The 13,241-nt window shown below is 49.8% G+C and carries 12 protein-coding genes, 2 pseudogenes and 1 other annotated feature; of the genes and pseudogenes, 4 read left to right on the forward strand and 10 right to left on the reverse strand.

The window, feature by feature from the left end:
* Positions 1-2: 2 nt before the first annotated feature.
* Positions 3-566 carry an ORF6N domain-containing protein gene (locus QUE34_RS08195; RefSeq protein WP_042970649.1) on the reverse strand — a complete coding sequence of 188 codons (564 nt, stop codon included), beginning with the start codon at positions 564-566 and terminating at the stop codon, positions 3-5.
* Between the two features lie 458 nt (positions 567-1,024).
* Here QUE34_RS08195 and QUE34_RS08200 point away from each other — a divergent pair.
* A pseudogene (locus QUE34_RS08200) lies at positions 1,025-1,153 on the forward strand (OmpW family outer membrane protein); the annotation flags it as partial.
* Between the two features lie 58 nt (positions 1,154-1,211).
* Here the strand turns inward: QUE34_RS08200 and QUE34_RS08205 are convergent.
* The 9 genes from QUE34_RS08205 to trpL form a co-directional block, all read right to left on the reverse strand.
* Positions 1,212-1,718, reverse strand: coding sequence for a ferritin-like domain-containing protein (locus QUE34_RS08205; RefSeq protein ID WP_001079499.1), 507 nt, complete (start codon positions 1,716-1,718; stop codon positions 1,212-1,214).
* Positions 1,719-1,763: 45 nt separating this feature from the next.
* Positions 1,764-2,264, reverse strand: a complete 501-nt coding sequence (locus QUE34_RS08210) for a YciE/YciF ferroxidase family protein (RefSeq protein ID WP_032302926.1) — start codon at positions 2,262-2,264, stop codon at positions 1,764-1,766.
* Positions 2,265-2,355: 91 nt separating this feature from the next.
* Positions 2,356-2,535: a con-10 family general stress protein gene (locus tag QUE34_RS08215; protein ID WP_000807647.1), complete on the reverse strand. Its 180-nt coding sequence runs from the start codon at positions 2,533-2,535 to the stop codon at positions 2,356-2,358.
* A 380-nt stretch (positions 2,536-2,915) separates the two neighbouring features.
* The gene (trpA, locus tag QUE34_RS08220; RefSeq protein ID WP_103253883.1) at positions 2,916-3,722 is read right to left on the reverse strand and encodes a tryptophan synthase subunit alpha; all 807 of its coding nucleotides are present in this window, start codon (positions 3,720-3,722) and stop codon (positions 2,916-2,918) included.
* Complete coding sequence (gene trpB / locus QUE34_RS08225; protein ID WP_000209509.1) at positions 3,722-4,915, reverse strand: tryptophan synthase subunit beta; 1,194 nt, start codon at positions 4,913-4,915, stop codon at positions 3,722-3,724. Before trpB ends, trpA begins: the two co-directional genes overlap by 1 nt.
* Positions 4,916-4,926: 11 nt before the next feature.
* Positions 4,927-6,288 (reverse strand): bifunctional indole-3-glycerol-phosphate synthase TrpC/phosphoribosylanthranilate isomerase TrpF, encoded by a 1,362-nt coding sequence (gene trpCF / locus QUE34_RS08230; protein ID WP_077756954.1) that lies wholly within the window; start codon positions 6,286-6,288, stop codon positions 4,927-4,929.
* Positions 6,289-7,884, reverse strand: a complete 1,596-nt coding sequence (gene trpD, locus QUE34_RS08235; RefSeq protein WP_000763525.1) for a bifunctional anthranilate synthase glutamate amidotransferase component TrpG/anthranilate phosphoribosyltransferase TrpD — start codon at positions 7,882-7,884, stop codon at positions 6,289-6,291.
* The gene (gene trpE / locus QUE34_RS08240) at positions 7,884-9,446 is read right to left on the reverse strand and encodes an anthranilate synthase component I (RefSeq protein WP_103253884.1); all 1,563 of its coding nucleotides are present in this window, start codon (positions 9,444-9,446) and stop codon (positions 7,884-7,886) included. The genes trpD and trpE overlap by 1 nt, the downstream gene beginning before the upstream one ends.
* A 21-nt stretch (positions 9,447-9,467) precedes the next feature.
* Positions 9,468-9,561, reverse strand: a sequence feature (Trp leader region).
* Positions 9,538-9,582, reverse strand: a complete 45-nt coding sequence (gene trpL / locus QUE34_RS08245) for a trp operon leader peptide (RefSeq protein ID WP_001700591.1) — start codon at positions 9,580-9,582, stop codon at positions 9,538-9,540. Its footprint overlaps the feature before it by 24 nt.
* 136 nt (positions 9,583-9,718) lie before the next feature.
* On the opposite strand from trpL, the gene rnm reads away from it, so the two are divergent.
* From rnm to QUE34_RS08260, 3 genes and pseudogenes are all read left to right on the forward strand, one after another.
* Positions 9,719-10,600 (forward strand): RNase RNM, encoded by an 882-nt coding sequence (rnm, locus tag QUE34_RS08250; RefSeq protein WP_032184177.1) that lies wholly within the window; start codon positions 9,719-9,721, stop codon positions 10,598-10,600.
* Positions 10,597-11,217 (forward strand): L-threonylcarbamoyladenylate synthase, encoded by a 621-nt coding sequence (locus QUE34_RS08255; RefSeq protein WP_086259649.1) that lies wholly within the window; start codon positions 10,597-10,599, stop codon positions 11,215-11,217. Before rnm ends, QUE34_RS08255 begins: the two co-directional genes overlap by 4 nt.
* Positions 11,218-11,244: 27 nt before the next feature.
* A pseudogene (locus QUE34_RS08260) lies at positions 11,245-13,139 on the forward strand (DUF2207 domain-containing protein).
* Positions 13,140-13,241: the final 102 nt, after the last annotated feature.

Consider the following 13,241-nt stretch of genomic DNA (forward strand, 5'->3'; position numbering starts at 1 on the left):
CATTAAAACCGCATCAACCGTTCCACCAGTTGTTCTTTACGGGCAACGATCCAGCCGTGTTGCTCCAGATAAAATTTATACCGCTCCAGAGTGCATACCATCGCATCGGCGGGGACTTTTTCCGTGAAGTCGACCTGACCGTGTTTATCGAAGTGGATCAGTAATGCGCATCCATCATTTTCGTTGAGGGAGTTTTGTGCTGCTGGTGGTTGTTTTTGGCTGAAATAACAGTCTTCCAGTTTTTCGAATACTTCCCACGCCTGATCGGTTTCGAGCATTTTTGCGTGGCGGGCTGCGCCACGTTCTGTCCATAGGATGAGGGAGCGGGCTTTGGGAGATATGGGGTTTTGTGACTTACTTAAAGTAAGTCGCAAATTTTTTAATTCTTCACCCGATGCTTTAAAAAAGTGCTTTCCTTCGACAAAACGCTCTTTGTTTCTGGTGAAGTTAACCTGGATATTCAGAATTTCGGTGCCATAAAGCTGCGCCAAAAGTTCGGTGGTAATAACAGGGATCTGGTTATGGGTGATCGGGGAGAGAGTTTCAACAGAGATTTGAGTGGCCATAACGATAACTCCGTACATTTAGAAATTATCGCCACCGACGACGCCAATCGAACTGGTGGCGAACTGTGCAGGGTTGGCGTAACCGGGTACGGAAACCGGCGAGCCTTTCGGCTCCCCCACACAGCCCGCCATAAATCGCGAATGTGACTGTGCAAACGATATGAAAAAAGACGAGGGCGCGTCTCATATCGCTCCGTAAACATCCGGGACGCCAATCCCGACAACCGATTTTGCGGTTGCGTGGGAAATATAGCCCCGGGGGACAAAAACTGTCAATGGGTAAAAAATTTTTCGTTATCAGGAATGTATAAAATTAAATCAATTGAGCAAAAAATCCTTTCTGCAAAACTAAAAAAGATTTCAATAAAATCAGGCAGTTAAAAACGCTGAAAAACGGTATAAAAAAGCATCTCAAAATCCTGTTTTTTCTTTCAGATACAATATTTTATTTGATTTTTTTAAACCTGCCAGTGTGGTACATGGATATTGACACCACCGCAAATTATAAGCTGGGTGGTGCACAGCAACACGATAGCGTACGTCTTGATCCGTGGGTGTTTATGTTCTCAGCAGGATATCGTTTTTAATTCCGCACAAAAATGACCCCGTAATTACGGGGTCAATAAGGACATGGTATAAAGGGTATTATTTCTTCGCTTCTACGCCATCAGTTTCAGAGCGAATTAAAAATTTCTCCGTTGTTTGCGGAATATGCTGAATCAGCCAGTCGGCCATTTGCTTTTCCTCATTTAAAATCGCTTCGATAATCGGAATTGAGGCTGTATCACCGGCATTTTTTGCTGCTGCTAAGAGTGAGGTATAACAGGCGATTTCAAATTGCTCGAAGACATATCCGCTAATAGAGCCTTTGACTATTTCATCAGAAGGGAATATACCACCGATTGACTGCCCAAGTGCAGCCATTTTACTCATAGAATCTTTAATGACTGAGCGTGAAATGTCATTACGATCAAGAATAGTTTCCAGTTGTACAATCTGGTTTTTGGTTTCACTAAGATGTTGTTCAATACGAGCGCGTAGCTCAGGATAATTATCTATGCGGCTGGCCATGGATTCAAGCATAGATTCGGCTTGCTTTTCCATTGCGTGGGCGTCACGTAACCAGTCATGATAATGTTCAATACGATTCATGAAAATGTCCTCTTTATAAAATGACTAAAAGTTAAAGTTCATATTTCAGGCTTTATTTTCGGCTTTCTTATTTACGTTATTAAGGGCCAGATCAGTCAATTTGATGTCGGTGGCCTTTTCTTCTTCCAGGGTTTCTTTCAGAAGCTTCGCTGCTTTACGATAACCTAATTGTTCAGCCAGCGTCGCTAAGGTCCCGTAACTGGCGATCTCATAGTGCTCGACTTTCTGTGCAGCGGCAATCAGTGCGGCATCACGCACTTCGTTTTTCTCGGTGCTTTCGATGACCTCATTAGCTTCTTCAATGAGACCTTCCATTGCCACACATTTCATGCGCTTAATTTTCAGGTTCGATTCGGACTCCACAACTTGATCAATACGTTCAATCTGTCCATGAGTTTCCTCGAGGTGTGCATGAAAAGCCTGACTTAATTTTTCGTTTGATGTTGCTCTGGCGAGTTTTGCTAGTGCCCGTGTTAATTGTTTTTCTGCACTGTAGGTGTCTGAAAGCAGGTGAATAAATACATCTTCAATGGACTTCATATTCATATTTTTCTCCAGTGAAATCACTGCGAGCCATACGGCCCGCAGATGCAATTATCTTTATCAACGTCAGCTGATATTAATAATTAACGGCGGATCAGGATTTTCCTGATTTATTTCCACCGCTGTGCTGACCGCCTTTTTTACCCGCTTCGGATGCGCGTTGCGGATCATTTTTAAAATTACCGCCGCTGTGTTGACCGCCTTTACGGCCTGCGTCTGATGCCTTCTCACGATCTTCGGCGAAATTTCCTGAACCACCACGATGTTCGGCCATGTTATTTCTCCCGTTGCGTTGTATTGTTTCATAAATATGAGTGTTGTGTGTCGACACTCATTAAAATTAGTCGGTAATGAGGATTAGTCAAATTGAGCAAAGTGAGAAGGAATGTGAAAAATATATTTTGAAAAAAACTTTCGATATATTCATAAATACCCAAGAAATAAGTGGGTTAGAGAAAATTATTGATTTTAGTAGTGTTTTGTTGCGGGATTAATTTGTTTGATTATATTACTTTTGGGCGGAAAAATGACGTAAGTTGACGTACGTCAGGGGTAAGCGAAACGGTAAAAAGATAAATAATAAATGAATTTAGGATTTTTCCTGCTTCATTAAAGATAGTTAAAATGCCGCCAGCGGAACTGGCGGCTGTGGGATTAACTGCGCGTCGCTGTTTTCATCGGTTGTACAAAAGCTTTCAGTACCGCCAGCATTTTCTCTGGCTCATTAATATGTTGCTCGATGATTTTAACAATTGCCGAACCAGAAATCGCGCCCGCAGCTCCTGCATCAATCGCTGCTTTTACCTGATCCGGGGCGGAAATACCAAATCCTTGCAATGGAGGCGCAGCGTTGTACTCTTTCAGCTTCGCAACCAGATGATTGAGAGGTAACGCGGCGCGGTTTTCAGCTCCGGTCACGCCCGCACGCGACAATAAATAGGTGTAACCACGGCCATAAGAGGCAATCTGGCGCAGCAAATCCTCGTCGGCATTCGGCGGGCAAATAAAGATAGGTGCGACATTATGGCGCAACGCGGCCTGGCGGAAGGGCGCAGACTCTTCCACGGGCACATCGGCAACCAGCACCGAATCGACGCCGACTTTTTCGCACTGGGCATAAAACTCATCAATGCCTTTGTTAAACACCAGGTTGGCATACATCAAAAGGCCGATCGGAATGGTCGGGTACTTCTGGCGAATGAGTGCCAGCATCTCAAAGCACTGCGCCGGGGTTACTCCCGCCGCAAAAGCACGCAGTGTGGCGTTTTGAATCGTCGGACCATCTGCCAGTGGGTCGGAGAAGGGGATACCTAACTCCAGCGCGTCAGCACCGGCTTCAATTAGCGTATCGATAATTTTCAGCGACTGCTCAATGCCCGGATCACCGAGGGTGACGAAAGGAACGAATGCGCCTTCTTTGCGCTCCTTCAGTTGGGCAAACAGAGATTCATAGCGTTCCATCAGATTTCCCCTCGTGCTTTCAAAATATCGTGAACGGTGAAGATGTCTTTATCGCCGCGACCGGAAAGGTTAACCACCAGTAGCTGCTCTTTTTCCGGGTTTTCGCGCATCATTTTCAGTGCGTGGGCCAGCGCGTGGGAGGATTCCAGCGCCGGGATAATCCCTTCGTGCAGGCACAGCGTTTTGAAGGCTTCCAGAGCTTCATCATCGGTGATTGACACATAATCAGCGCGTCCAATGCTGTTGAGATAAGCGTGTTGCGGGCCGACTGACGGGAAATCCAGTCCGGCAGAAATCGAGTAAGATTCTTCAATCTGCCCGTCTTCGGTTTGCATCATTGGCGCTTTCATACCGAAATAGATGCCCACGCGACCATGTTTTAACGGTGCGCCGTGCTCGCCAGTTTCGATACCGTGACCACCAGGCTCCACGCCGATCAGCCCGACGTCGGTTTCGTTGATGAAATCAGCAAACATGCCGATGGCATTCGAACCGCCGCCAACACAAGCAATAACGGCATCCGGCAGACGACCTTCTCTTTCCAGAATCTGCGCTTTCGTTTCTTCGCCAATCATCCGCTGAAACTCACGCACAATGGTCGGGTAAGGATGCGGGCCAGCTGCAGTGCCCAGCATATAGTGCGCGGTTTCATAACTGCCGGACCAGTCGCGTAGCGCCTCGTTACAGGCATCTTTCAGCGTCGCGGAACCGCTATGCACCGGGATCACTTCCGCACCCATCAAGCGCATACGAAAAACGTTAGGCGACTGGCGTTCAACGTCTTTGGCACCCATATAAATACGGCATTTCAGGCCGAGCAGGGCGCTGGCAAGCGCAGAAGCCACGCCATGCTGACCTGCACCGGTTTCGGCAATGATTTCAGTTTTACCCATCCGCTTCGCCAGTAAAGCTTGACCGAGCACCTGGTTAGTTTTATGCGCGCCACCGTGCAGTAAATCTTCACGCTTCAGATACAGCGTAGTGTTAGTGCCGGCTGTAATGTTCTGACATTTGGTCAGCGCGGTTGGGCGCCCGGCATAGTTTTTCAGCAGGTCGTTGAACTGGGCCTGAAATTCAGGATCTTTTTGCGCGCTGACAAAAGCTTCTTCCAGCTGGCGCAGAGCAGGCATCAGGATTTGTGGCACGTACATGCCGCCAAACTCACCAAAATACGGGTTAAGTAATGTTGTCATTGTTCCTTTCCTTAATATGCGCGCAGCGTCTGGAAAACCGAGGCCAAAAGACGTGCGTCTTTGATGCCCGGTTGCGACTCTACAGCAGAATTAAAATCAAGCCCGGCGCAGCCGGTTTGTGCCGCTTCCACGCAGTTATCTGCGCCTAAGCCACCCGCCAGCAGAACGTTGCCAAGCGATTGACCGTTTAACAGTGACCAGTCGAAACGTTGTCCGCTCCCGCCCTGACCGTTGTCGAATACATATTTATCGATGTGCTGAAAATCGCGCGCGGGAAGAGTTTCACCGACACTTAAAGCCTTCCAGATGGCGACGTTTGCTGGCAGAGCCTCACGCAGAGTGTCGATATACAGCTGATCTTCATTACCATGCAGTTGCACTGCCGCCAGCGATAACACCTTAGCTTTGTCCACCACATCGGCAATATCGTGATTGCGGAACACGCCAACGTATTGCAACGGTGCCGCAGCCATCACTTCCTGCGCCTGTTCAACGCTGACGCAACGGGGTGACGTTGTAACAAATATCAATCCACCGTAAATCGCGCCCGCGTCATGAGTTGCTTTAGCATCTTGCCCACGCGTCAGACCACACACTTTATTCTCACCCAGCAACACCCGGCGCACGGCGGCGTTCAAATCATCATGGGCCATTAGCGCCGAACCAATCAGAAAGCCGTTAGCGAAGTGGCTTAACTCACGCACCTGGGCGTAAGTATTGATGCCGGATTCGCTGATTACCGTCACGTTGTGCCCCAGTTTCGGCGCAAGCTCGCGGGTACGGTTAAGATCAATCGACAAATCACGCAGATCGCGGTTGTTAATGCCAACGACTTTTGCTCCCAATGCAATGGCGCGCTCCAGCTCCTCTTCATTACTGACTTCGGTCAGCACGCCCATCTCCAGACTGTGGGCTACAGCAGCGAGCTGGCGATACTGATCGTCGTCCAGCACCGACAGCATTAATAAACAGGCATCGGCCTGGTAATAGCGCGCCAGATAGATCTGGTAAGGGTCGATAATAAAGTCTTTACATAAAATCGGTTGCGGGGCGATTTGGCTGACGATGGGGAGGAAATCAAAGCTCCCCTGGAAATATTTCTCATCAGTCAGTACAGAAATTGCCGAAGCGTAATGCTTATAAATGGCGGCAATGCGTGCCGGATCGAAATCATCACGTATCACGCCTTTTGACGGCGACGCTTTCTTGCACTCCAGAATAAACGCCGTGCGTGCACCCTGTAGCGCATCATAAAAATGTCGCGTGCTCGGCTGAACCTTATTCTGAAAACTGGCCAGCGGTTGCTGCTGTTTGCGGGCTTCTACCCAAATCGCCTTGTCTGCGACGATTTTCGCTAAAACGGTTTGCATCATTTACCCTCGTGCCGCCAGTGCGGTGACTCTGTCGTAAGCGGAACCACTGCGCAGTACCTCAAGAACGGTTTGCGCATTGGTTTGCAGATCTTCCTGGCCATGCAGGCGCATTAACATGGCGACATTCGCCGCGACAGCTGCTTCATGGGCTGCGTCGCCTTTACCTTGTAACAAGCGTGTTAAAATGTCACGGTTTTCTTCCGGTGTTCCGCCTGCCAGTTGCTCCTGATGGTAGGGTGTCAGGCCAAAATCTTCAGCGGTCAACTGATAGCTCTTAATTTCGCCGTCATGCAGTTCGGCAACGATTGTCGGCGCGTGTAATGAAACTTCATCCATCCCCCCGCTGTGCACCACCGCTGCGCGTTGATACCCCAGCACGCGCAAGGTTTCGGCAATTGGCAGCACCAGTTCCGGGCTGTAGACACCAATTAGCGCCAGCGGCGGATGCGCCGGGTTAATCAGTGGCCCCAGCACGTTGAACAGGGTGCGGGTTTTCAGTTGCTGGCGAACCGGCATCGCATGGCGAAATCCGGTGTGATATTTCGGCGCAAAGAGGAAACAGACGCCTAACTCATCCAGCGCCTGGCGCGATTTATCGGCGTTCATATCAAGATTAATACCGAATGCCGCCAGCAGATCCGACGAGCCGGATTTACTGGAGACGCTGCGGTTACCGTGTTTCGCCACTTTCAGCCCACAGGCAGCGGCGACAAACGCACTGGCGGTAGAAATATTGATACTGTTGCTGCCGTCACCGCCGGTGCCGACGATATCGGCAAACAGATAATCAGGGCGTGGGAACGGCGCAGCATTTTCCAGAAGGGCAGTTGCTGCCCCGGCGATTTCGTTCGGGTGCTCGCCGCGAATTTTCATGCTGACCAATGCAGCCGCCAGTTGTTCCGGTTTCAGCTCGCCACGCACCACCGCTGAAAACAGCTGGTGGCTTTCTTGTTGGCTAAGCGTCTGCGCCTGATACAGTTTTTCCAGAATTGGTTGCAGTGTGTTGGTCGGCTCCAGCTTCTGTTGTGCCCAGGCCAGCGTTTGTTCCAGCAGGCGAGCGCCCTGGGTGGTGAGAATGGATTCCGGATGGAACTGGAATCCACAAACGCGATCCGCATCATGACGCACCGCCATCACCATGCCATTAAAATGGGCGTTGATGGTTAAACCGGCCGGAATATTACTGCCAACCAGCGAGTGATAACGCGCCACTGGCAGCGGGTTTGTTAATCCGGCAAACATCGCCTGACCATCATGTTCAATGCTCGACGCTTTACCGTGAAGAATTTCGCCCGCCTGACCGACATAGCCCCCGTAAGCTTCGACAATCGCCTGATGACCGAGGCAAATGCCGATAATTGGCAGCTTGCCGCGCAAGCGGGTGAGGAGTTCCGGCATACAACCGGCTTCGCTCGGCACTCCGGGGCCAGGAGAAAGCATCAGCACCGGATTGCTCATGGTCGCCAGACGTTCAATTAATGTTTGCGCTGGGATATGGTTGCGGTAAATCACCACGTTATGTCCATTGCTGCGCAACTGATCTGCCAGGTTATAAGTAAAAGAGTCGATATTATCGAGCAGCAGAATGTCAGCCATCAGAAAGTCTCCTGTGCATGATGCGCGGTGGCGATAGCGCGCAGTACAGCGCGGGCTTTATTACGGGTTTCGTCGGCTTCCGACTGCGGAACAGAATCAAGGACTACGCCAGCACCGGCTTGCACGGTGGCGATACCGTTTTCCACCAGCGCCGAACGGATGACAATGCAGGTGTCCAGATCGCCATGTGCGGTGAAATAACCTACCGCACCGCCGTAGCTGCCGCGTCGACGACCTTCCGCTTCGGCAATTAACTGCATGGCGCGCACTTTCGGGGCACCGCTTAACGTACCCATGTTCATACAGGCGCGGTAAGCGTGCAGGGCGTCAAGATCGTGGCGCAGCTCACCGACCACGCGGGAGACGAGATGCATCACGTAAGAGTAACGGTCAACTTTGGTCAGATCGGCAACGTAGCGGCTGCCAGGAGTGCAAATGCGCGCAAGGTCATTTCGGGCGAGATCCACCAGCATCAGATGTTCAGAAAGCTCTTTATGGTCGGTACGCATCTCCAGTTCAATGCGGCTGTCGAGGTCTTTGTCCAGTGAACCATCGGCGCGACGTCCTCGTGGACGTGTTCCGGCAATCGGGTAGATCTCAATCTGGCGGCTGGTGGCGTCATACTTGAGCGAACTTTCCGGCGACGCACCAAACAGGGTGAAATCATTATCCTGCATAAAAAACATGTATGGGCTGGGATTACTCTTTTTCAGCACGTAATAGGCCGCCAGCGGTGACGGGCAGGGCAGCGAGAAACGGCGAGATGGCACGACCTGGAAAATTTCTCCGGCGCGAATCGCTTTTTGCAACGAACGCACTACGCCACCGAACTCTTCATCGCTCTGATTACATTCACAATGCATATGCGGCACGGAAACTACCGGCAGCGGTGGCGCGGTTTCGGTCAGTTGCTGGCGAAGTTCGTTCAGGCGAGCAGTGAGACGTTGTTTTTCTTCTTCATTTTGACCAAACAGGCTGGCCTGAATACGGGTACTTTTTTTCTGATGATCGATAACCATCAGCGTTTCAGCGAGATAAAAACAGAAATCAGGGCAGTTATTTTCCGCTGCCAGTTGCGGTAAATCTTCAAACCCCGCCACAAGGTCATAAGAGAACAGGCCGCCAAAGAACATCGCTTCCCGTTCTTCCTTCGGTACATTCAACAGATTCTGCAATAAGCGGAAAGCGTCAAAAACCGAAAGGGAGCATAAGCGGGCGTCTTCATCCAGCAATGGACTGACAGGAGGGAAGCGCAGCACGCGGCAGTTTGGTGATTGTTCATTTTCCACACCCGCAGGCAGGGCGTTATCCAGTAATGCCAGCAGAGCTTCGCCATTGCCGGAAAGTGCCTGAATAGTGACAGTGTCACCTAATGCTGTAATGCGCAGCGCACTGTCCACCAGCAGCAGGCTTTTTAAATCATCCTTGCTGTCGATATCTGCGGATTCCAGCAGCAGCGTTGCCGGACGATCCCCACACAACTGATGAAAAAGCGCGGTCGGATTATCGCGATAAGCACCTTCGCAGGTTAACAGTTCGAGAGTCGGTTTTTGTGTTTGCATTGTTATTCTCTAATTTTGTTCAAAAAAAAGCCCGCTCATTAGGCGGGCTGGGTATCTGGTTGCTTTACGCATGGTGAATACACTGCCCGTTTCAGGAAGTGCGCCACCAACCTTTCAGTACGAAAATCGCTTTCATTGTCGATACCCTTTTTACGTGAACTTGCGTACTAGTTAACTAGTTCGATGATTAATTGTCAACAGCTCATTTCAGAATATTTGCCAGAACCGTTATGATGTCGGCGCAAAAACATTATCCAAAACGGGAGTGCGCCTTGAGCGACACGAATTACGCAGTGATTTATGACCTGCACAGCCATACCACAGCTTCCGATGGCTGCCTGACGCCAGAAGCATTGGTGCACCGTGCAGTCGAGATGCGCGTCGGCACCCTGGCGATCACCGACCATGACACCACAGCGGCAATCGCGCCAGCAAGAGAAGAAATTTCACGTTCAGGACTGGCACTGAATCTTATTCCTGGCGTGGAAATATCCACCGTCTGGGAAAATCATGAAATTCATATTGTCGGGCTGAATATTGATATTACTCATCCGCTAATGTGTGAGTTCCTCGCGCAGCAGACAGAACGGCGCAATCAGCGGGCGAAGTTAATTGCTGAAAGACTGGAAAAAGCGCAAATACCTGGGGCGCTGGAAGGCGCGCAACGACTGGCGCAGGGCGGTGCGGTGACGCGCGGTCATTTTGCTCGTTTCTTGGTTGAATGTGGCAAAGCCAGTTCAATGGCGGATATCTTTAAAAAATATCTGGCGCGCGGGAAAACCGGATACGTTCCGCCACAGTGGTGTACAATAGAACAAGCTATTGATGTCATTCATCATTCTGGCGGTAAGGCGGTGCTAGCTCATCCTGGGCGGTACAATCTTAGTGCTAAATGGCTGAAAAGATTGGTTGCGCATTTTGCCGAACACCACGGCGACGCGATGGAAGTCGCGCAGTGCCAGCAATCGCCCAATGAACGCACCCAGCTGGCGACACTTGCGCGTCAGCATCATTTATGGGCATCACAAGGATCTGATTTTCATCAGCCATGTCCGTGGATCGAACTGGGTCGTAAACTCTGGCTGCCCGCAGGCGTTGAAGGCGTCTGGCAGCTATGGGAACAGCCGCAGAACACCACAGAGAGGGAATTATGAGCCAGTTTTTTTATATTCATCCTGATAACCCGCAGCAACGTCTGATCAACCAGGCGGTGGAGATCGTGCGTAAAGGCGGGGTGATTGTTTATCCAACTGATTCCGGCTATGCGCTCGGCTGTAAAATTGAAGATAAAAACGCCATGGAGCGTATTTGTCGTATTCGCCAGCTGCCGGACGGTCACAACTTTACCCTGATGTGTCGCGATCTTTCTGAACTCTCGACCTATTCATTTGTCGATAACGTTGCGTTTCGTTTGATGAAAAACAACACGCCGGGTAACTACACCTTCATTCTGAAAGGGACGAAAGAAGTGCCGCGCCGTCTGCTACAGGAAAAACGCAAAACCATCGGTATGCGTGTGCCTTCTAACCCGATTGCGCAGGCGTTGCTTGAAGCATTGGGCGAACCGATGCTTTCCACATCACTGATGCTGCCGGGCAGCGAATTTACCGAATCTGATCCGGAAGAGATTAAAGACCGTCTGGAAAAACAGGTGGATTTGATTATTCACGGTGGCTATCTCGGACAGAAACCGACAACAGTTATCGATCTTACCGATGATACGCCAGTCGTGATACGTGAAGGCGTAGGTGATGTAAAGCCTTTCTTATAACAAATTGCGTTCCACGGATGGAAGACTATGGCAGGGAAGTTTCGCTGCATTTTGCTGTTGATAGTTGGGCTTTTTTTCTCTTCGTTGAGTTATGCGAAAAACACGGAGATCCCTTTTTATGAAGAAGGGATCTCGCTCTTTGATGTTGAAGCCACCCTGCAACTGGATGGGGTGCTCGACATCAAAGAGAACATTCATTTTCAGGCGCGAAATCAGCAGATTAAGCACGGATTTTATCGTGATTTACCACGACTCTGGATGCAGCCTGATGGGGACGCAGCAGTGCTGAACTATCGTATTGTTGGCGTCACCCGTGACGGCGTTCCTGAACCCTGGCATCTTGACTGGCATATCGGGTTAATGAGCATTGTCGTGGGCGATAAACAACGTTTCTTGCCTCAGGGCGACTATCATTATCAAATTCATTATCAGGTTAAAAATGCTTTCCTGCGTGAGGGGGATTCTGATCTGCTAATCTGGAACGTGACCGGTAACAACTGGCCGTTTGAAATTTATAAGACCCGATTTTCTCTCCAGTTCTCTAAAATTGCGGGTAATCCATTTAGCGAAATCGATCTCTTTACCGGAGAAGAGGGCGACACATATCGAAATGGCCGCATCCTTGAGGACGGAAGAATTGAATCCCGCGATCCGTTTTATCGTGAAGATTTCACGGTCCTCTACCGCTGGCCTCACGCTTTACTTGGTAATGCCCCGGCACCACAAACGACGAATATTTTCAGCCATCTTCTTTTACCCTCTACGTCATCGTTGTTAATTTGGTTTCCGTGTCTGTTCCTGGCGTGTGGATGGTTATATCTCTGGAAGCGCAGGCCGCAATTTACGCCGGTAGATGTGATTGAAACCGATGTCATTCCGCCAGATTACACGCCCGGAATGTTACGTCTCGATGCGAAGCTGGTTTACGACGATAAAGGTTTTTGTGCCGATATCGTAAATCTGATTGTGAAAGGAAAAATTCATCTGGAAGATCAGTATGACAAAAATCAGCAAACCCTGATCCGTGTTAATGAAGGTGCGACCAGGAATAATGCGGTATTACTGCCCGCAGAGCAGATATTACTGGAAACGTTATTTCGTAAAGGCGACAAGGTCGTTCTTACGGGGGGCGTAACAGAGTCTTACGCAGGGCATTTTTACGGATGCAGAAATTTTATCTGCCGCGTAAAAAGTCTTCGTTTTACCGACCTGATGCGTTTTTGCAATGGGGCGGAATGGCAATATTGGCGGTCATTCTCTACGGTAACCTGAGTCCCGTAGGCTGGGCAGGAATGAGTCTGGTAGGCGATATGTTTATTATGATCTGCTGGCTTCTTCCTTTTTTATTTTGTTCCCTTGATCTTTTGTTTGCACGCGATGATGACAAGCCTTGCGTTAATCGTGTAATCATCACTTTGTTTTTACCACTGATTTGTTCAGGTGTGGCTTTTTACTCTCTCTACATCAATGTCGGAGATGTATTCTTTTACTGGTATATGCCTGCGGGTTATTTTAGCGCTGTTTTCCTGACCGGTTATCTCACTGGCATGGGGTATATTTTTCTGCCAAAGTTTACCCAAACTGGGCAGCAACGTTATGCCCACGGTGAAGCTATCGTTAACTATCTTGCGCGTAAAGAGGCAGCAACACACAGTGGGCGTCGGCGGAAAGGGGAAACACGGAAACTGGATTACGCGTTGCTAGGTTGGGCAGTCTCGGCAAACCTTGGAAAAGAATGGGCAGCACGTATCACGCCGTCACTCACAGCGGCTGTTCACGCCCCGGAAATTGCCCGTAGTGGCGTTTTGTTTTCATTACAGATGCACCTGAGTCTGGGGGCCAATACCAGTTTGTTGGGGCGAAGCTATTCCGGTGGTGGTGCTGGCGGCGGTGCGGGTGGCGGAGGCGGTGGTGGCTGGTAATAAAGCTTATGTTAATCGAAACAAGCTTTAACCATAAAGATAGTGTAGTATGTTGCGCCTCAAAGCCAGGCCAGTTAAAACGTCGAGTCGTTTACTTAAGGC

The sequence above is a fragment of the Escherichia sp. KS167_9B genome, from assembly GCF_030295215.1.
Classification (GTDB): domain Bacteria; phylum Pseudomonadota; class Gammaproteobacteria; order Enterobacterales; family Enterobacteriaceae; genus Escherichia; species Escherichia coli_F.

Bases quoted from the DNA above. Each gene is read 5' to 3' on its own strand.
- QUE34_RS08195 (WP_042970649.1), bottom strand. From the start codon at position 566: ATGGCCACTCAAATCTCTGTTGAAACTCTCTCCCCGATCACCCATAAC.
- QUE34_RS08205 (WP_001079499.1), bottom strand. From the start codon at position 1,718: ATGAATCGTATTGAACATTATCATGACTGGTTACGTGACGCCCACGCA.
- QUE34_RS08210 (WP_032302926.1), bottom strand. From the start codon at position 2,264: ATGAATATGAAGTCCATTGAAGATGTATTTATTCACCTGCTTTCAGAC.
- QUE34_RS08215 (WP_000807647.1), bottom strand. From the start codon at position 2,535: ATGGCCGAACATCGTGGTGGTTCAGGAAATTTCGCCGAAGATCGTGAG.
- trpA (WP_103253883.1), bottom strand. From the start codon at position 3,722: ATGGAACGCTATGAATCTCTGTTTGCCCAACTGAAGGAGCGCAAAGAA.
- trpB (WP_000209509.1), bottom strand. From the start codon at position 4,915: ATGACAACATTACTTAACCCGTATTTTGGTGAGTTTGGCGGCATGTAC.
- trpCF (WP_077756954.1), bottom strand. From the start codon at position 6,288: ATGATGCAAACCGTTTTAGCGAAAATCGTCGCAGACAAGGCGATTTGG.
- trpD (WP_000763525.1), bottom strand. From the start codon at position 7,884: ATGGCTGACATTCTGCTGCTCGATAATATCGACTCTTTTACTTATAAC.
- trpE (WP_103253884.1), bottom strand. From the start codon at position 9,446: ATGCAAACACAAAAACCGACTCTCGAACTGTTAACCTGCGAAGGTGCT.
- QUE34_RS08255 (WP_086259649.1), top strand. From the start codon at position 10,597: ATGAGCCAGTTTTTTTATATTCATCCTGATAACCCGCAGCAACGTCTG.